Raw genomic sequence first — 18,790 nt, 5'->3', positions numbered from 1 at the left:
TACCTTAGGGCTCCCGGCTGACCGAAGGAGGCCCTCCCCGTGGCAGACCGCACACCCCCGCTGAGCGTCGAGGAGCTGCACGCCCTCGTCGTGGGCGGTGAGATCGACACCGTCGTCCTGGCCTTCCCGGACATGCAGGGACGCCTCCAGGGCAAGCGGTTCGCCGCGCGCTTCTTCCTCGACGAGGTGATGAGACACGGCACCGAGGGCTGCAACTACCTCCTCGCCGTCGACGCCGAGATGAACACCGTCGACGGCTACGCGATGTCCTCCTGGGACCGCGGCTACGGCGACTTCGCCATGCGCCCGGACATGACCACCCTGCGCCGCGTCCCCTGGCACGCCGGCACCGCCCTCGTCGTCGCCGACCTCGCCTGGGAGGACGGCTCCCCGGTCGTGGCCGCGCCCCGCCAGATCCTGCGCCGCCAGCTCGACCGGCTCGCCGCACTCGGCCTGACCGCGCAGGTCGGCACCGAGCTGGAGTTCATCGTCTTCAAGGACACCTACGAACAGGCCTGGGACGCGAACTACCGCGGCCTCACCCCGGCCAACCAGTACAACATCGACTACTCCGTGCTCGGCACCGGCCGTGTCGAGCCCCTGCTGCGCCGCATCCGCAACGAGATGGCCGGCGCCGGGATGACCGTGGAGTCCGCCAAGGGCGAGTGCAACCCCGGCCAGCACGAGATCGCCTTCCGCTACGACGAGGCCCTGGTCACCTGCGACCAGCACGCGGTCTACAAGACCGGCGCCAAGGAGATCGCGGCCCAGGAGGGCATGTCCCTCACCTTCATGGCGAAGTACAACGAGCGCGAGGGCAACTCCTGCCACATCCACCTGTCCCTGACGGACACCGGCGGCCGCCCCGCCTTCGCCGGCGACGGTCCGCACCACATGTCCCCGCTCATGCGGCACTTCCTGGCCGGACAGCTGGCCGCCCTGCGCGACTTCTCCCTCCTCTACGCCCCGCACATCAACTCCTACAAGCGGTTCCAGCCCGGCTCCTTCGCCCCGACCGCCGTCGCCTGGGGGCGCGACAACCGCACCTGCGCCCTGCGCGTCGTCGGCCACGGCCGCTCCCTGCGGTTCGAGAACCGGCTGCCCGGCGGCGACGTCAACCCGTACCTCGCGGTCGCCGCGATGGTGGCCGCGGGCCTGCACGGCGTCGAGCAGGAGCTGGAGCCGCCCGAGCCGTGCGCGGGCAACGCCTACAGCGCCGGCTACGAACAGGTCCCGACCACCCTGCGCGACGCCGCCGAACTGTGGGAGAACAGCCCCGTGGCGAAGGCCGCCTTCGGCACCGAGGTCGTCGACCACTACCACAACATGGCCCGCGTCGAACTGGCCGCCTTCGACGCCGCGGTGACCGACTGGGAGCTGCGCCGCTCCTTCGAACGGATGTGAGGCAACCCGTGACCGACACCCTCGAGGTGCTCAACCCCGCGACCGAGGAGGTCGTCGCCACCGTCCCCGCCGCCGGCGCGGAGGACGTCGACCGGGCCGTCGTACGGGCCGCGAAGGCGCAGACGGCGTGGGCCGCGCTCGCCCCCGGCGACCGGGCCCGGCTGCTGCGCCGGTTCGCCGTCACCGTCGACGACCACCTGGAGGAACTGGCCCGCCTCGAAGTCCGCGAGGCCGGCCACGTGATCGGCAACGCCCGCTGGGAGGCCGGCAACGTCCGCGATCTGCTCGACTACGCCGCCGGGGGAGTGGAGCGGCTGACCGGCCGCCAGATCCCGGTCCCCGGCGGACTCGACGTCACGATCCTCGAACCGCTCGGCGTGGTCGGCGTGATCGCCCCCTGGAACTTCCCGATGCCGATCGCCGCCTGGGGCACCGCACCCGCCCTCGCCGCCGGCAACGCGGTCATCCTCAAACCTGCCGAGACCACCCCGCTCACCGCGCTGCGCCTCGCCGAACTCGCCCTGGAGGCCGGCCTTCCGGACCACCTCTTCCAGGTGCTGCCCGGCCACGGCCCCGTCGCGGGCAACGCGCTGGTCGAGCACCCCGGCGTGGCGAAGATCGTGTTCACCGGCTCCACGGCCGTCGGCAAGCAGGTGCTGGCCAAGGGCTCCGCCCACCTCAAGCGCGTCACCCTAGAACTCGGCGGCAAGAGCCCCAACATCGTCTTCGCCGACGCCGACATCGAGGCCGCCGCCGCAGCGGCTCCCATGGCCTTCCTCGACAACTCGGGCCAGGACTGCTGCGCCCGCACCCGCATCCTCGTCCAGCGCTCCGCACACGACCGCTTCCTGGAGCTGCTGGCCCCCGCCGTCGAGGCGGTCACCGTCGGCGACCCGGCCGACGAGACCACCGACATGGGCCCGCTGATCTCCCGGACCCAGCTGGAGCGGGTCCGCGGCTACGTCGACCGGAACGCGCCCGGCATCCGCGGCAAGGCGCCCGAGGGCCCCGGCTTCTGGTTCCCGCCCACCGTCCTCACCGGCGTCGACCCGGCCGCCCGTGTGGCCGTCGAGGAGGTCTTCGGGCCCGTCGCCGTCGTCCTCCCCTTCGAGGACGAGGCGGAGGCCGTGGCGCTGGCCAACGCCACCGACTACGGTCTGTCCGGCTCCGTCTGGACCCGCGACGTGGGCCGCGCCCTGCGCGTCTCGCAGGCCGTCCGGGCCGGCAACCTGTCCGTCAACTCCCACTCCAGCGTCCGCTACTGGACCCCGTTCGGCGGCTTCAAGCAGTCCGGCCTCGGCCGCGAGCTCGGCCCGGACGCCCTGACCGCCTTCACCGAGACCAAGAACGTCTTCATCAGCACCGTCCCCACCAGCACGGAGGGCCCCGCACAGTGACCTCTCAGACCTCTGACAGCCTCTGCCGCCGGCTCGTCGGCCGCACCGCCGTCGTCACCGGAGCCGGCAGCGGCATCGGCCTCGCCAGTGCCCGCCGGCTCGCCTCCGAGGGCGCGCACGTCGTCTGCGGCGACGTCGACGAGACCCGCGGCAAGGCGGCCGCCGAGGAGGTGGGCGGCCTCTTCGTGAAGGTCGACGTCACCGACCCCGAACAGGTGGAGGCGCTGTTCAAGGCGGCCCACGACACCTACGGCAGCGTCGACATCGCCTTCAACAACGCCGGCATCTCCCCGCCCGACGACGACTCCATCCTGGAGACCGGCCTGGAGGCCTGGAAGCGCGTCCAGGAGGTCAACCTCACCTCCGTCTACCTGTGCTGCAAGGCCGCCATCCCCTACATGCGGCGCCAGGGCAGGGGCTCCATCATCAACACCGCGTCCTTCGTGGCCCGGATGGGCGCGGCCACCAGCCAGATCTCCTACACCGCCTCCAAGGGCGGGGTTCTGGCCATGTCCCGCGAGCTGGGCGTTCAGTTCGCCCGCGAGGGCATCCGCGTGAACGCCCTGTGCCCCGGACCCGTCAACACGCCGCTGCTGCAGGAGCTGTTCGCCAAGGACCCGGAGCGGGCCGCCCGCCGCCTGGTGCACATCCCGCTCGGACGGTTCGCCGAGGCCGAGGAGGTCGCCGCCGCTGTCGCCTTCCTCGCCAGCGACGACTCCTCCTTCGTGAACGCCACCGACTTCCTGGTGGACGGCGGGATCTCGGGGGCGTACGTCACACCGCTGTAGCACTGCGCCTACAGTGCCGGGATATGAGCATGACACCGCCGCCCGGCTGGTACCGCGACCCCTCGGCCCCGCACGCCGAGCGCTGGTGGGACGGCACGGCCTGGACCGAGCACCAGCGCGCCCCGGAACCCGCCGGGCACCCGGTGCCGGGCCCGCCGCCCGTCCCGGGCCCGCCGCCGCCCACCGTGCCGGGCGGCGGCACCGCGCGGTCCAGGGCCATCGCCCTCACCGTCGCGAGCGCCGTCCTCGTCGCGGCGATCGTCACCGGCGCCGTCTTCCTGAAGGAGGACGGGGAGGGCGGCCCCGGCCCGGTGACCACCCCCACGGCCCTGCCCCCGACAACCCCCGAGTCCTCCCCGCCGCCGTCACCCGCCGCCTCCGCCACCCCCTCCGAGCCGTCCGCCGCCGGCCCGGCCGTCGTCGAGGACCAGCTCAACGGCCACACCTTCCCGCTGCTCGACGGCTGGGTCCGGCCCCGCCACGTCAGCCAGGACGACGTCGTGATGACCACCGACGGCACTTACGACTGCCCGAGCGGCGTCGGCCTGTGCCGGCACGGCATGGTCTTCTCCCGGACGGCCACCGCCACCGACGAGACCTCCCCGAAAGCCCTCGCCGAGGACGACATCGCCGACGCCGCCGACGAGGCCTACGACCGCGACGCCCTCGGCCGGCGCCCGCACGGCGGCATCGAGTCCCACCAGGTCGTCGGCTCCGGACCGGTCGCGGTCGCGGGCCGCGCCGGCTACTTCGTGCGCTGGCGGGTCGAGACCGCGGACGGGCCCGGCGGCTACGTCCAGTCCCTCGCCTTCCAGTCCAGCGTCGGGACCGAGTCGCCGGTCATCGTCCGCTACGTCTTCGACGCGGGCGAGGACGGGCCGCCGCTCACCGACATGGACCGCCTCACCGAGGGCATCCGCGTCACCGGCGACACCGATCCGGGCGGCGGCGTCGGCAGCAGCGTCGGTCCCTGAGCACGGCAGCTCGGAGGCTCAGAGGAACGTACGGCCCTCGCCGCGGTACGTCGGCACGGTCGCCGTCACCCGGTCGCCCTCCACCAGGTGCAGCGCGTCGAACCGCTCGCACAGCTCACCGGCCTTCGCGTGCCGGAACCACACCTTGTCGCCGATCAGCAGATCGTCGGCGGGCGAGCCCAGCAGCGGCGTCTGCACCTCGCCGGCGCCCTCCTGCGGGTCGTAGCGCAGCCCCTCCGGCAGATACGGCACCGGCAGCCGGTCCCGGCCCGCCGCGCCGGACGCCGGATAGCCCCCGCCCAGTACCGTCACCACGCCCACACCCGGCCGCCGGACGACGGGCTGCGCGAACAGCGCGGCCGGACGCCCGCTGAACGACGTGTAGTTGTCGAACAACCGCGGCACATACAGCCCCGACCCGGCCGCGACCTCGGTGACCGCGTCCTCCGCCACGGTGTACTGCACACTGCCCGTGCCGCCGCCGTTGACGAACTCCAGCCCCGGCACCACCGCACGCACCGCGCGCACCACCGCCGCCCGCCGCTCCGCCAGCTCCCGCCGCGCCGCCGCCTGCATCAGCCGGACCGCCCGCGAGCGCACCGGCCGCCCCGCGACCGCGTTCCCGACCCCGGCGACATGACCCTCGTACGCCATGATCCCGACGACCTCGAAACCCGGCCGCCGGGCCACCGAACGCGCCAGCTCGGCGACCTCGGCGGGGGAGTGCAGCGGGGAGCGCCGGGCCCCGACCCGGACCCGCCCGCCGAACAGCCTGAGCGAGGTGTCCAGCTCCAGGCACACCCGCACCACTTCCCGCCCGCCGTCCCGCGCCCCGTCGATCAGGACGAGTTGCGCCGGATCGTCGACCATCACGGTCACGGCGGCGGCGAGCTTGGGATCGCTCGTCAGCTCGGCGAACCCGGCCCGGTCGGCGGACGGATACGCCAGCAGGACGTCGTCGAACCCCGACCGGGCCAGCCACAGGGACTCGGCGAGGGTGAAGGACATGACACCCGAGAACCCGTCATTCGCCAGGACGCGTTCGAGCAGCGCCCGGCAGCGCACGGACTTGCTGGCCACCCGGACCGGCTTCCCGCCGGCCCGGCGGACCAGGTCGTCCGCGTTGGCGTCGAAAGCGTCCAGGTCCACGATCGCCAGCGGGGCGTCGAGATGGGCGGTGGCCCGGTCGTAACGGGCCCGGTCGGCGGCGCGCGCAGTCATGAACGAAGCCTGCCAGACAGGATTACCGCAGGGTAGGGGGATGTTCCGGGCAGATGCCCCGCGGTCGTGGACTGGTTCCCGCAACGGCGCGGGCACGCCGTAAAGTGGCGCGCACGCACGGCGGAACGACCCCAGGGCGGTGCCCGCGCCGGAAGGCGGTCCGGCCGTGCGGGTACGCGTGCGGCGTGAGGACGGGCGGTGCGCGTACCGGCGGACGGTGGCCCCGTGCGAGGAGCGGGCCCGGCAGGAGGAAACGGGGGGCGCATGAGCACGGACGCGCGGCACGCCCCCATTCCCCCGCGCCCGGCCACACCTCCGGCTCCCACGACCGCACCATCCGTCACGCCGTCGCCGCGCCCCGCCGCGGGCTCGGCCGGTGCGCCGCCCCAGGCGCACGCCCCGGCCGCCCTCGGCGCCCCGGGCTCGGCTTCGGCCGCCACCCCGTCCGCCGCCCACGGCGACACCGGCTCGGTGCCGGGCGGGCAGCCGGGCGGCGCGACCACCGCCGGGGACGGCTCGGCCCGGCTGGGTGCCCGCCGTGCCGCCTCGGGTCCGGCTCCGGCCGCGGGAGCGGAGCCCGCCGGGGGCTCGGGTGGCTCCGTCGGCTCCGGCGGCTCCGGTGGGTTCGGCGCCTCCCGTGCCTCCAGCGCTTCCCCTGGTTCCCGCGGCTCGGGTGACGCCCGCGCGCCCCGCCGCCCCGAGGGCGCCCCGCTCACCCCGCCCCCGCCGCCCGCCTCGGCCCGCTTCCCGGACACGCCGCCTCCGCCGCCGCGCGGCCCCGTACCGCCGCGCTCCGCGGACGCCGCCGCCACCGAGACCGAGACCGAGCGCACCACCCGGCTGCGCCCCGTCCCGCCGGAGCCCTCCGCCACGCCGGACCCCGGCCGCGCCGCCGCACCGGCCGAATCGGTACGCCGGCCGGCCGCCGTGACCGCGGAGCACGACCGGCGTGAGGCGGCCGCGCCCCCGCGCGGCGAAGGCGCCGCGCGCCGGCCGGACCGCGCCCCGTCGCACCCGGCGCAACCCGCGCACGCGTCGCACCCGGCGCGCGCCCAGCGCCCCGCCCGGCTCCCCGGCCAGAGCCAAGGCCGAGGCCGGGACCAAGGCCGTGACCAAGGCCGGGACCACGGCCAAGACCGGGACCAGAGCCGGAGTCAGGGCGGAAGCCAGGCCGGTCAGGGCCCGGCGGCACCGGACCTCCGTCACTCCTGGAGCGCGCCACCAGCCCCCGGACTCTCGATGACCCACGCCCTCGGCGACCCCTTCGGCGATCCCCCTCCGTTCCGCCCGCTCGGCGGCCGGGTGCGCCGGCACACGGTCGCGGCCGCCGCCTGCGTCGTCCTCGGGCTCGGCCTGATCGGCGGCGCGGTCACCGGCAGCTGGCTCGTCGGCGACTCCCCGGACGCGGGTGAGCGCGGCGCCTTCGCGACGGCCGCCGGACTCTGGCACAACGTGCCCGTCGACCGGCTGTTCCCGCTCACCGTGGTCGGCCGCGGCGCCGGTCCCGGCGGAGCCGACCGCACCTGGACCCGGATCGCCGTCGCCCCGGACGGCGGCTGCGCGGACGCCTTCGACCCGCTGCTGCGCAAGGCCCTCGCCCCCGCCGGCTGCGCACGCCTGCTGCGCGCCACCTACACCGACGCGACCCAGAGCCACGTCACCACCGTCGGCCTGCTCTTCACCAAGGCCGACGCCGCCGGCATGCGCTCCCTCGAAGCACGCTTCGAGGACGAGGGCCTGTACCGCCGTACCGACCTCATGCCCCGCCCCTACGCCGCGAAGGGCACCGCGGCCGCCGGCTTCGGCGACGCCCAGCGCGCCTCGTGGACCCTCTCGGTCCTCACCGACGCCCCCGTCGTCGTCTACGCCGTCTCCGGCTGGGCCGACGGCCGCGCCGTGGACGAACCGCAGCCCGCCGCCGACGCGATGGCCTCCGGCGCCACCACGGCCCCCGCCCAGGCAGGCCTCGGCCACGAGGCGAAGGGCCTCGCCGACCGCGTCGAACGGAGCCTGCGCAAGTCCGTCGTCGCCGCCACGGAGCAGCCCTCATGACCCGCCGCACCACGCACCGCCGAGCAGCAGGCCGGGCAGCCGGCCGGACGCCCCGCCGCGGGACCGGCCGCGGGACCCGCCGCGCCGCCCTGCTCAGTGCCCTCCTCGCCGCCTCCGTCGCCCTGGTGCCGCCCACCGCCGCGCACGCCGACAGCATCCGCGCACAGCAGTGGGCCCTGGACGCCCTGCACACCCGCCAGGCCTGGCAGACCACCAAGGGCGCGGGCATCACCGTCGCCGTGCTCGACACCGGCGTCGACGCCACCCACCCGGACCTCGCCGGGAACGTCCTGGAGGGCCGGGACATGGTCGGCTTCGGCGCGCGGCGCGGTGACCGCGCGTGGGCCCGGCACGGCACCGCGATGGCGGGGATCATCGCCGGGCACGGACACGGCTACGGCGGCACCGAGGGCGTCATGGGCATCGCGCCCGAGGCGAAGATCCTCCCCGTCCGGGTGATCCTGGAGGACGGCGACCCGGCGCGCGGCAAGGCCCGCAAGACCCGCGGCAACGCCCTCGCGGACGGCATCCGCTGGGCCGCCGACCAGGGCGCCGACGTCATCAATCTCTCCCTGGGCGACGACTCCGCCTCCGCGCACCCCGAGCCGGCCGAGGACGAGGCCGTCCAGTACGCCCTGCGGAAGGGCTCCGTGGTCGTCGCCTCCGCCGGCAACGGCGGCGAGAAGGGCGACCACATCTCGTACCCGGCCGCCTACCCTGGCGTCATCGCCGCGACCGCCGTCGACAAGTTCGGCACCCGCGCCTCGTTCTCCACCCGCCGCTGGTACGCCACGGTCAGCGCCCCCGGCGTCGACGTCGTCATCGCCGACCCGGACCGCAAGTACTACGAGGGCTGGGGCACCAGCGCCGCCGCCGCGTTCGTCTCCGGCGCCGTCGCCCTGGTCAAGGCGGCCCACCCGGACCTCACACCGGCCCAGATCAAGCGCCTCCTCGAAGACACCGCCCGCAACGCCCCCGCCGACGGCCGCGACGACTCCCGCGGCTTCGGCTTCATCGACCCCGCCGCCGCCATCGAGGCCGCCGCCCGCCTGGAACCGGCAGGCCTGCACTCGACCGCCTACAAGAAGCCCTACTTCGGCCCCGGCCCCGACACCACCGCCGAGGACTCCGGCACCACCGCCTGGGCGGGCCCCCTCGCCGGAAGCGCCGGCGGCGTCCTCCTCGTAGCCGCCGTGATCCTGTGGCGAGGCCGCCGCCCCCACCCCACCGACTACTGAACCGGCCCCACCCGCAGACCTGCGCTGGCCGCCCCGGGCGCGGGCCGCACCCGGCCCCGACCACACCACCACACCGGCCCACCCGCCGCGCCCAGCCCACTGCCGCATCCCCCGCGCCGAGGCGCCGCACCGAGATGCCGCATCCCAGGGCGCCGTACCGCCCTGCAGCGGCCGGGCCGCAGCACCACCGCGTCCCCACGGCCCCTGCCCCCTGCTTGGCCGCCGGCCTCCGGCCCCCGCCCTCCGGCCCTCGACCCTCAGCCCCTGGCCCTCGGCCTTTGGCCTCAGGCCTCCGGCCCCTGGCCGCCAGCCGTCGGCCGCTCCTCTGCCCCCCGACCGCTGGCCCCCGGCCCCGGCTTCCGGCCCCGGGCCCCTGGCCCTCGGCTTCCGGTCCCCGGCGTCCGGCCCTCAGCACCAGCCCCCAGCCCCAAGCCCCCAAGCCACGCCCCTGCAGCCGCCCCCTCGGCAGCCGCCCCCCCCCGCAGCCCCCACCGTCACCCCCCTGAGCGTGCCGATAGGGTCGGTGAGGTGGCGAACAAGAACATTCCCGACCCCGGCTTCTCCGACGACGACGGCTCCGCCGATCCGCGGCTGAGTGCGGCGCTCGCGGCCTGGGCGCAGGACCGTACCGCCGTGGAGCCGGTGCTGCGTGCCCTCAAGGGGGCCCGGCTGCTCGTGCCCGTCGTCGCCGTGCTCGGCGAGGTCGAGGAGGACGAGAACGGGCTGCGCCGCGAGAAGACCAGCGACATGGCCGTCCCCACGCTGAAGGCCGCGGGCCGCACCGCGCTGCCCGCGTTCACCTCCACCGACTCCCTCGCCCGCTGGGACCCGCAGGCCCGCCCCGTGGCCGTACCGCTGCACCAGGCGCTCCAGGCCGCCGCGCACGAGAAGGCGGACACGGTCGTCCTGGACCTGGCCGGACCCGTGCCGTTCGAGCTGACCGGCCCGGCGCTGCTGGCGCTGGCGGAGGGCCGTACGACCACCGATCCGCTCGCCGACCCGGCCGTCCTGGAGGCGGTGCGCACCGCCGTCGCCGCCGAGCCGTCCGTGCTCCGCGCCCACCTCGGCCCCGGTCAGGCCGACGGCACCCTCGCGCTCGTCCTGGACCCGGCCGCCGCCCCCGCCGACACCGCCCGCGCCGTGGCGCGGCGGCTCGCCGCCGACGAGACACTGAGGGCCCGCCTGGTGCACGGCCTCGACCTGGCACTGCTGCCGGCCGGGACCACGCCGCCGGGCGAGCCCTTGTACGTACGCGGATGAATGGTGAAGCGGCAGCCGGCGCCTAGCCGTAGACCGGGCCGGTGTACTTCTCGCCCGGCCCCTGGCCCGGCTCGTCCGGGACGATCGACGCCTCGCGGAACGCCAGCTGGAGCGACTTCAGACCGTCGCGCAGCGGCGCCGCGTGGAACGAGCTGATCTCGGTGGCGCTGCCGTCCAGCAGGCCGGCCAGCGCGTGGATCAGCTTGCGGGCCTCGTCCAGGTCCTTGTGCTTGTCGCCCTCCTCGGTCAGACCGAGCTTCACGGCGGCGGCGCTCATCAGGTTGACGGCCACCGTCACGATCACCTCGACGGCGGGGACCTCCGCGATGTCGCGGGTCATGGCGTCGAAGTCGGGCGTCTCTTCACTCATGGCGTTCACCATAGGTGCTGCGCAGGGACCGGTCGTAGTCAGCCTCGGTTAGCCCTTTGCGGGCGAGGCTGCTAACCTTGTGTAACGACCGGTCGGACACGTGTGCCTCACAGTTCACGAGCCCGGCCCACAAGTGGAGGCTTTCGAACTCCCACCTGACCGCCCCCAGGGGCGGCGGGTCACCGGTCAGACGGTCCCGTCCCCGAGGCGGCGATCCGTCCGAATGCGCGCCCCGCGGTGATCGCGGCGGTGCTCCGGTAGCAGTTCGAGGAGCCCCGCCTGTGATCGTCCGGGGCATTTTTTCTGCTTCGGCGCGGTTAGGTCTAACGAACACAGACGTTACGCGGCTGTCCGCCAGACCGCCGCGTGGTGCTACCGAGGAGGATCCATCAGCGCCGAGCCCCGCATCAACGACCGGATTCGCGTTCCCGAGGTGCGACTTGTCGGTCCCAGCGGCGAGCAGGTCGGCATCGTGCCGCTTGCCAAGGCCCTGGAGCTTGCGCAGGAGTACGACCTGGACCTGGTCGAGGTCGCGGCGAACGCCCGTCCGCCCGTGTGCAAGCTCATGGACTACGGGAAGTTCAAGTACGAGTCGGCCATGAAGGCCCGTGAGGCGCGCAAGAACCAGGCGCACACGGTCATCAAGGAGATGAAGCTCCGGCCGAAGATCGACCCGCACGACTACGACACCAAGAAGGGTCACGTCGTCCGGTTCCTCAAGCAGGGCGACAAGGTCAAGATCACGATCATGTTCCGTGGTCGCGAGCAGTCCCGGCCCGAGCTGGGCTACCGGCTGCTGCAGCGCCTCGCGGAGGACGTCCAGGACCTCGGTTTCGTCGAGTCGAACCCGAAGCAGGACGGCCGCAACATGATCATGGTCCTCGGTCCGCACAAGAAGAAGACCGAGGCGATGGCCGAGGCACGCCAGGCGCAGGAGGCCCGCAAGGCTTCCGCGAAGGCCAACCCCGGTCGTTCGCAGAACCCTGCCGACGCCGAGGCCGCCCCCGAGGCTGCCGCCGAGGAACCCGCCGAGGCGTGATTCCGGGGACTTCCGAGTCCCGAGGCAGTATCCGAAACAAGTACGACGCTCCACCGTGCCCGGTTCTCGCGACCGGGCACCGGAGCGCCACCGACGAGGAGAGAACGGCGCTATGCCGAAGAACAAGTCGCACAGCGGTGCCAGCAAGCGCTTCAAGATCACCGGCTCCGGCAAGGTGCTCCGCGAGCGCGCCGGCAAGCGCCACCTGCTCGAGCACAAGTCGTCCCGCGTGACGCGTCGCCTCACCGGCAACGCCGAGATGGCCCCGGGCGACGCCGCGAAGATCAAGAAGCTTCTCGGCAAGTGAGGTCGGGCGCCCAGCGCCTGATCCACCGAGACACCGGGACCCAATCGATTTCCGGGTCGTGTGAGGACAACCGCGACCCCGCTACAAGGAGTTAAAAAGTGGCACGCGTCAAGCGGGCAGTCAACGCCCACAAGAAGCGCCGGGCGATCCTCGAGCAGGCCTCCGGCTACCGCGGTCAGCGTTCGCGCCTGTACCGCAAGGCCAAGGAGCAGGTCACCCACTCGCTGGTCTACAACTACAACGACCGCAAGAAGCGCAAGGGCGACTTCCGCCAGCTGTGGATCCAGCGCATCAACGCCGCTGCCCGCGCCAACGGCATCACCTACAACCGCTTCATCCAGGGTCTGAAGGCCGCGAACATCGAGGTCGACCGCAAGATCCTGGCCGAGCTGGCGGTCAACGACGCGAACGCGTTCGCCGCGCTCGTCGAGGTCGCGCAGAAGGCGCTGCCGTCGGACGTCAACGCGCCCAAGGCCGCGTGACACGGCGCCGGCGCTGAGCCGACGTGAGCGAACGGACCCGTGGGCTGTGTGCCCGCGGGTCCGTTGCTGTGTTGTCCGTTGCTGTGTTGTGCGTCGCTGTGTGGTGAAGACCCGCAAGACCGCGAACCTGAACTGCTGAAGGTGAAGAAGAGGATGCCCCCCGCCAGCCCCGAGCTGATCTCCCCCCGTTCCCCCCGCGTCTCCGCCGCCCGGCGGCTGGCCAAGCGGAACTTCCGGGGCAAGGAGCGGCTGTTCCTCGCGGAGGGACCGCAGGCCGTGCGCGAGGCCGCGGCGTACGGGGACACCCTCGTCGAGCTGTTCGCCACCGTCGAGGCCGCCGAGCGGTACGCCGACATCGTCGGCGAGGCCCGCGACGCCGGCGCCCGCGTCCACCTCGCCTCCGAGCAGGTGATCGCCGACATCTCCACCACCGTCACCCCGCAGGGACTCGTCGGGATCTGCCGGTTCGTGGACACCCCGTTCGAGGAGATCCTGACGGCGCGGCCCAAGCTGGTCGCCGTCCTCGCCCACGTCCGCGACCCCGGCAACGCCGGCACCGTGCTGCGCTGCGCCGACGCCGCGGGCGCCGAGGCGGTCGTCCTCACCGACGCCTCCGTCGACCTGTACAACCCCAAGGCCGTACGCGCCTCGGTGGGCTCGCTGTTCCACCTGCCGGTGGCCGTCGGCGTGCCCGTCGAGCGGGCCGTCGCCGGGCTCAAGGACGCCGGGGTGCGCATCCTCGCCGCCGACGGGGCCGGCACCGACGACCTCGACGACGAACTGGACAAGGGCAGCATGGGCGGCCCCACCGCCTGGATCTTCGGCAACGAGGCCTGGGGCCTGCCGGAGGAGACCCGCGCCCTCGCGGACGCCGTGGTCCGCGTCCCGATCCACGGCAAGGCGGAGAGCCTGAACCTCGCCACCGCCGCCGCCGTATGTCTGTATGCCTCGGCCCGGGCACAGCGCGCCTTCGGCGGGTGCCGGACCGTCACCGAGAGCTGAGGCGCTGCCGCCGGGCCCGCCCTTCGGCCGGACGACGGGAATCCGGCGGCAGTGCCTAGTAGGGTGACGGGCTCGGGGCCCACTCAACCATCGGAGAGGTGGGATACGGGGATGAGCGTCGGCACGAGCAGCGCACCGGGGGCACGGGACACGCGGCACCCGCCCGCGCCCCGGGCCGGTGACCCGGCCGCCGAGCTCGGCATCGATCCCGACGACCTGCCCGACGGCCTCGTCGTCGCCGACGAGCACGGCCGCGTCGTCTGCTTCAACGCCGCCGCCGAGCGGATCACCGCCGTCCGCGCCGCCGACGCCCTCGGGCAGCGCCTGGAGAAGGCCCTGCCGTTAGAGGACCTGGACGGACGGCGCTGGTGGCAGCTCACCGACCCCTACGGGGGGCTCGCCATCCGGGTCCGCCAGCCCGAGCGCAACCTGCTGCTGCCCGGCGGCCGGGAAGTCCTCGTCTCCGCCCGCTACGTGCGCGCCGAGCCCACCGGTCCCGTCCGCCGCGTCGTGGTCTGCCTGCGCGACACCGAGGCCCGGCGCCGCACCGAACGCAGCCACGCCGAGCTGATCGCCACCGTCGCCCACGAACTGCGCTCCCCGCTCACCTCCGTCAAGGGCTTCACCGCGACCCTGCTCGCCAAGTGGGAGCGGTTCACGGACGACCAGAAGCGGCTGATGCTGGAGACCGTCGACGCGGACGCCGACCGCGTCACCCGGCTCATCGCCGAACTGCTGGACATCTCCCGGATCGACTCCGGGCGCCTGGAGGTCCGCCGCCAGCCCGTCGACATCGGTGCCGCCGTCGGCCGGCACATCCAGGCGTACGTCGCCGCCGGGCAGCCCGCCGACCGGTTCCTGCTGCGCATCGAGCAGCCGCTGCCCGACCTGTGGGCCGACCCCGACAAGATCGACCAGGTGCTGAGCAACCTGCTGGAAAATGCGGTGCGGCACGGCGAGGGAACCGTCACCATCGACATCACGGCCACGGCGTCCCCCCGCGAAGGGGAGGAGGCCGGCACGTCGGTCACGGTGAGCGACGAGGGGCCCGGCATCCCGGAGGAGTCCATGAACCGCGTCTTCACCCGCTTCTGGCGGGGCAGCAAGCGCGGCGGCACCGGCCTCGGGCTCTACATCGTCAAGGGCATCGTCGAGGCCCACGGCGGCTCCATCACCGTCGGCCGCGCCCCCCAGGGCGGCGCCGAGTTCCGATTTACCTTGCCCGTGGGGGCACCGGCGTATCTCGCCCAGTGACCCACGGGCGCATTCGTCCACCCTCACCCCGTTAGACTCGGCCTTTGGCACCTTTGTGTCCTGCACACGGCCCAGACGAGCCAGCTCACCAGCCGGTCACGGGGACCATCAGCCTGGGGGCACCTCCCAGCGTTAGCTGGGGGACAATCGGAAGCACGGGAAGAGATGTCGGCACCCAATAAGTCGTACGACCCTGTCGAGGTCGAGGCGTTGAAACCGGAAGAGATCGAGCGCATGCGGGACGAGGCGCTCGCCGCCTTCGCCGCCGCGGACTCCCTCGACGCGCTCCACGAGGCCAAGGTCGCCCACACCGGCCCCACCTCCCCGCTGGCCCTCGCCAACCGCGAGATCGGCGCCCTGCCCCCGCACGCCAAGGCCGACGCCGGCAAGCGGGTCGGCATGGCCCGAGGCGCCGTGAACAAGGCGCTCGCCGCCCGTCAGACGGAGCTGGAGGCCGAGCGGGACGCCCGCGTGCTGGTCGAGGAGGACGTCGACGTCACGCTGCCGTACGACCGCGTCCCGGCCGGCGCCCGCCACCCGCTGACCACCCTGTCCGAGCGGATCGAGGACATCTTCGTGGCCATGGGCTACGAGGTCGCCGAGGGCCCGCAGGTCGAGGCCGAGTGGTTCAACTTCGACGCCCTCAACATCGGCCCGGACCACCCGGCGCGCGGCGAGGCCGACACCTTCTTCGTGGAGGGCCCGGACGGCACCGCCGACTCCGGCGTCGTGCTGCGCACCCACACCTCGCCGGTGCAGATCCGCTCCCTGCTCGACCGTGAGCTGCCGGTCTACGTGATCTGCCCCGGCCGCGTCTACCGCACCGACGAGCTGGACGCCACCCACACCCCGGTCTTCCACCAGGTCGAGCTGCTCGCCGTGGACGAGGGCCTGACCATGGCGGACCTCAAGGGCACCCTGGACCACATGGTCCAGTCGCTGTTCGGCGAGGGCATGAAGACCCGGCTGCGGCCGAACTTCTTCCCCTTCACCGAGCCGTCCGCCGAGATGGACATGGTGTGCTACGTCTGCCGCGGCGAGTCCGTCGGCAACCCCGACCGCCCCTGCCGCACCTGCTCCAGCGAGGGCTGGATCGAGCTGGGCGGCTGCGGCATGGTCAACCCGCGGGTGCTCACCGCCTGCGGCGTCGACCCGGAGAAGTACAGCGGCTTCGCCTTCGGGTTCGGCATCGAGCGGATGCTGATGTTCCGCCACAACGTCGAAGACATGCGAGACATGGTCGAGGGTGACATCCGGTTCACCCGGCCCTTCGGGATGGAGATCTGATGCGGGTCCCGCTTTCCTGGCTGCGGGAGTACGTCGACCTGCCGGCCACCGAGACCGGCCGTGACGTCCAGGCCAAACTCATTTCGGCCGGTCTGGAGGTCGAGACGGTCGAGCAGCTCGGCCACGACCTCAAGGGCCCCCTGGTCGTCGGCCAGGTGCTGACCATCGAGGAGCTGGAGGGCTTCAAGAAGCCCATCCGCTTCTGCACCGTCGACGTCGGCCAGGCCAACGGCACCGGCGAGCCCCAGGAGATCGTCTGCGGCGCCCGCAACTTCGCGGTCGGCGACAAGGTCGTCGTGGTCCTCCCCGGTGCCACCCTGCCCGGCGGCTTCTCGATCTCCGCGCGCAAGACCTACGGCAGGGTCTCGCACGGCATGATCTGCTCCAGCGACGAGCTGGGCATGGGCGACGACGGCACCAAGGGCATCATCGTGCTGCCCCCGGAGACCGAGGTCGGCCGCGACGCCATCGAGCTGCTGGAACTGGTCGACGAGGTCCTGGACATCGCCGTCACCGCCAACCGCGGCGACTGCCTGTCCATCCGCGGCGTCGCCCGCGAGACCGCCATCGCCTACGGCCTGCCGCTGCGCGACCCGGCCCTGCTCGACGTCCCCGCGCCGAACGCCTTCGGCTACCCGGTCAAGATCTCCGAGCCGCTCGGCTGCGACCGCTTCACCGCCCGCACCGTCTCCGGACTGCGCCCCGAGGCCCGCTCCCCGATCTGGCTCCAGCGCCGGCTCCAGAAGGTCGGCATGCGCCCGATCTCGCTCGCCGTCGACGTCACCAACTACGTGATGATGGAGCTGGGCCAGCCGCTGCACGCCTACGACCGGAAGCTGGTCCAGGGCACCATCGGCGTGCGCCGCGCCGAGGAGGGCGAGAAGATCGTCACCCTCGACGGCGTCGAGCGGACGCTGCACGCCGAGGACCTGGTCATCACCGACGACCGCGGCCCCATCGGCCTCGCGGGCGTGATGGGCGGCGCCAACACGGAGATCGCCGACCACGACGACACCGAGGGCGCCACGACCGACGTGGTGATCGAGGCCGCGCACTTCGACGCCGTCTCCATCGCCCGTACCGCCCGCCGTCACAAGCTGTCCTCCGAGGCCTCCCGCCGCTTCGAGCGCGGTGTCGACCCGCAGGCCGCCGCCGCGGCCGCCCAGCGCACCGTCGACCTGCTCGTGCTGCTCGCGGGCGGCACCGCCGACGCCGGCGTCACCGAGGTGATCGCCCCGTCCGCGCCGCACACCATCACCCTGCCCGCCGACCACCCCGACAAGGTCGCGGGCGTCACCTACGGCCGGGAGACCGTCGTACGGCGACTGCAGGAGATCGGCTGTGACGTGTACGGGCAGGACGAGCTGATCGTCACCGTCCCGTCCTGGCGGCCCGACCTGCTGGAGCCGAACGACCTCGCCGAGGAGGTCATCCGGCTGGAGGGCTACGAGAACCTGCCCTCCACCCTGCCCAAGCCGCCGTCCGGCCGGGGCCTGACCCACCGGCAGCGGCTGCACCGCCGGGTCGGCCGCGCGCTGGCCGGCGCCGGTTACGTCGAGGCCCCGAACTACCCGTTCGTCAGCGAGCAGGTCTTCGACCAGCTCGGCCTGGACGCCGACGACCCCGCCCGCCGCGTGGTCAAGCTGGTCAACCCGCTCAGCGACGAGGAGCCCGCGCTGCGCACCTCGCTGCTGCCGGGCCTGCTCGGCGCGCTGCGCCGCAACGACGGCCGCGGCTCGCACGACCTCGCGCTGTTCGAGACCGGCCTGGTCTTCCACCCGCGCGCGGAGCGGCCCGTCGCCGGGCACGTCCCGGTCGACCGCCGGCCCACCGACGAGGAGATCGCCGCGCTCGACGCCGCGCTGCCCGAGCAGCCGCGCCACGTCGCCGCCGTCCTCGCGGGCGCCCGCGAGCAGGCCGGCTGGTGGGGCAAGGGCCGCCCGTCCGACTGGGCCGACGCCGTCGAGGCCGCCCGTCTCGTCGCCCGCGAGGCCGGCGCCGAACTGGTCGTGCGCAAGGGCCAGTACGGGCCGTGGCACCCGGGCCGGTGCGCCGAGCTGCTCGTCGTCGCCGACGGCACCGAGCAGGTCGTCGGGCACGCGGGCGAGCTGCACCCGCGCGTGCTGAAGGCGCTCGGGCTGCCCGAGCGGACCTGCGCGATGGAGCTGAACCTGGACGCGCTGGAGCGGGCCGGCGACGACACGCCGCAGGCACCGGGCATCTCCACCTTCCCCGTGGCCACGCAGGACGTCGCGCTCGTCGTCGACAAGCCGGTGCCGCACGCGGAGGTCGAGGCCGCGCTGCGCGAGGGCGCCGGTGAACTGCTGGAGGGCATCCGGCTGTTCGACGTGTACGAGAACGCCGAGCAGCTGGGCGACGGGAAGAAGTCCCTCGCGTACGCGCTGCGGTTCCGGGCTTCGGACCGGACCCTGACCGTGGACGAGGCGTCCGCCGCGCGGGACGCGGCGGTGGCGCTGGCCGCGGAGCGGACCGGGGCAGTGCTGCGGGGCTAGTCCCCGGCACCTGTTCGAGCGGGGTGCTGTGCGACCGTGGGCGGCTTCAGGCCGTCCGTGGCCGGTCGCGCGGCACCCCGCGCCCCTTTGGTGAGGAGGCTGCGGGGAGGCCGGGTCTCGCCCCTTCGCGGTCGGGTCTCGCCCCTTCGCGGGGGGAGCTTCGCCCGGGGCACTTCGCCCCCCACAGCCTCCTCACTCATTC

Annotated in this window: 16 protein-coding genes; 14 read left to right on the top strand and 2 right to left on the bottom strand. The window is 73.8% G+C overall.

The features are described from left to right. Nucleotides 1–39 precede the first annotated feature (39 nt). Genes G7Z13_RS06455 through G7Z13_RS06440 form a run of 4 tightly spaced genes read left to right on the top strand, consistent with a single transcriptional unit; the run spans nucleotide 40 to nucleotide 4,563 of the window. Complete coding sequence (locus tag G7Z13_RS06455; RefSeq protein WP_165996893.1) at nucleotides 40–1,404, top strand: glutamine synthetase family protein; 1,365 nt, start codon at nucleotides 40–42, stop codon at nucleotides 1,402–1,404. An 8-nt stretch (nucleotides 1,405–1,412) separates the two neighbouring features. After that, the gene (locus G7Z13_RS06450) at nucleotides 1,413–2,801 is read left to right on the top strand and encodes an aldehyde dehydrogenase family protein (protein WP_240926131.1); all 1,389 of its coding nucleotides are present in this window, start codon (nucleotides 1,413–1,415) and stop codon (nucleotides 2,799–2,801) included. Continuing rightward, entirely contained in the window at nucleotides 2,798–3,589 is a 792-nt protein-coding gene (locus G7Z13_RS06445; protein ID WP_165996890.1) for a 3-oxoacyl-ACP reductase, read from the top strand. The genes G7Z13_RS06450 and G7Z13_RS06445 overlap by 4 nt, the downstream gene beginning before the upstream one ends. 29 nt (nucleotides 3,590–3,618) lie before the next feature. Beyond that, the gene (locus tag G7Z13_RS06440) at nucleotides 3,619–4,563 is read left to right on the top strand and encodes a DUF2510 domain-containing protein (RefSeq protein ID WP_166004709.1); all 945 of its coding nucleotides are present in this window, start codon (nucleotides 3,619–3,621) and stop codon (nucleotides 4,561–4,563) included. Between the two features lie 18 nt (nucleotides 4,564–4,581). Here G7Z13_RS06440 and G7Z13_RS06435 read toward each other — a convergent pair whose 3' ends face one another. Further along, the gene (locus G7Z13_RS06435; protein ID WP_165996888.1) at nucleotides 4,582–5,784 is read right to left on the bottom strand and encodes an amino acid deaminase/aldolase; all 1,203 of its coding nucleotides are present in this window, start codon (nucleotides 5,782–5,784) and stop codon (nucleotides 4,582–4,584) included. A gap of 264 nt (nucleotides 5,785–6,048) precedes the next feature. Here G7Z13_RS06435 and G7Z13_RS33550 point away from each other — a divergent pair, with 264 nt between their 5' ends. The 3 genes from G7Z13_RS33550 (at nucleotide 6,049) to G7Z13_RS06420 (ending at nucleotide 10,334) form a co-directional block, all read left to right on the top strand. After that, nucleotides 6,049–7,836 carry a hypothetical protein gene (locus G7Z13_RS33550; protein WP_240926130.1) on the top strand — a complete coding sequence of 596 codons (1,788 nt, stop codon included), beginning with the start codon at nucleotides 6,049–6,051 and terminating at the stop codon, nucleotides 7,834–7,836. Beyond that, nucleotides 7,833–9,074 carry a type VII secretion-associated serine protease mycosin gene (gene mycP, locus G7Z13_RS06425; RefSeq protein WP_165996886.1) on the top strand — a complete coding sequence of 414 codons (1,242 nt, stop codon included), beginning with the start codon at nucleotides 7,833–7,835 and terminating at the stop codon, nucleotides 9,072–9,074. Before G7Z13_RS33550 ends, mycP begins: the two co-directional genes overlap by 4 nt. A gap of 528 nt (nucleotides 9,075–9,602) precedes the next feature. Further along, complete coding sequence (locus G7Z13_RS06420; RefSeq protein WP_165996885.1) at nucleotides 9,603–10,334, top strand: SseB family protein; 732 nt, start codon at nucleotides 9,603–9,605, stop codon at nucleotides 10,332–10,334. Between the two features lie 22 nt (nucleotides 10,335–10,356). Here the strand turns inward: G7Z13_RS06420 and G7Z13_RS06415 are convergent, their stop codons facing one another. Continuing rightward, entirely contained in the window at nucleotides 10,357–10,704 is a 348-nt protein-coding gene (locus G7Z13_RS06415) for a DUF1844 domain-containing protein (RefSeq protein WP_165996883.1), read from the bottom strand. Between the two features lie 388 nt (nucleotides 10,705–11,092). On the opposite strand from G7Z13_RS06415, the gene infC reads away from it, so the two are divergent. The 7 genes from infC to pheT all read left to right on the top strand — a co-directional run bounded on the left by infC (nucleotide 11,093) and on the right by pheT (nucleotide 18,588). Then, on the top strand, nucleotides 11,093–11,743 hold the full coding sequence (gene infC / locus G7Z13_RS06410) for a translation initiation factor IF-3 (protein WP_166004705.1): 651 nt from the start codon (nucleotides 11,093–11,095) through the stop codon (nucleotides 11,741–11,743). Nucleotides 11,744–11,855: 112 nt separating this feature from the next. Beyond that, nucleotides 11,856–12,050: a 50S ribosomal protein L35 gene (rpmI, locus tag G7Z13_RS06405; RefSeq protein ID WP_003977225.1), complete on the top strand. Its 195-nt coding sequence runs from the start codon at nucleotides 11,856–11,858 to the stop codon at nucleotides 12,048–12,050. A gap of 98 nt (nucleotides 12,051–12,148) precedes the next feature. After that, the gene (gene rplT / locus G7Z13_RS06400) at nucleotides 12,149–12,532 is read left to right on the top strand and encodes a 50S ribosomal protein L20 (protein WP_016642495.1); all 384 of its coding nucleotides are present in this window, start codon (nucleotides 12,149–12,151) and stop codon (nucleotides 12,530–12,532) included. 153 nt (nucleotides 12,533–12,685) lie between these two features. After that, a complete protein-coding gene (locus tag G7Z13_RS06395) occupies nucleotides 12,686–13,534 on the top strand; it encodes an RNA methyltransferase (protein ID WP_165996881.1) in 849 nt (282 codons plus the stop codon). Nucleotides 13,535–13,645: 111 nt separating this feature from the next. Next, entirely contained in the window at nucleotides 13,646–14,788 is a 1,143-nt protein-coding gene (locus G7Z13_RS06390; protein ID WP_165996879.1) for an ATP-binding protein, read from the top strand. A 165-nt stretch (nucleotides 14,789–14,953) separates the two neighbouring features. Beyond that, complete coding sequence (gene pheS, locus G7Z13_RS06385; RefSeq protein WP_165996877.1) at nucleotides 14,954–16,075, top strand: phenylalanine--tRNA ligase subunit alpha; 1,122 nt, start codon at nucleotides 14,954–14,956, stop codon at nucleotides 16,073–16,075. Further along, nucleotides 16,075–18,588, top strand: coding sequence for a phenylalanine--tRNA ligase subunit beta (pheT, locus tag G7Z13_RS06380; protein ID WP_165996875.1), 2,514 nt, complete (start codon nucleotides 16,075–16,077; stop codon nucleotides 18,586–18,588). Before pheS ends, pheT begins: the two co-directional genes overlap by 1 nt. The last annotated feature ends 202 nt before the right edge of the window (nucleotides 18,589–18,790 follow it).

This window comes from Streptomyces sp. JB150 (assembly GCF_011193355.1).
Taxonomy (GTDB): domain Bacteria; phylum Actinomycetota; class Actinomycetes; order Streptomycetales; family Streptomycetaceae; genus Streptomyces.
Note: the sequence above shows the minus strand (reverse complement) of the source record. Positions and strands in the feature narration are given on the sequence as shown.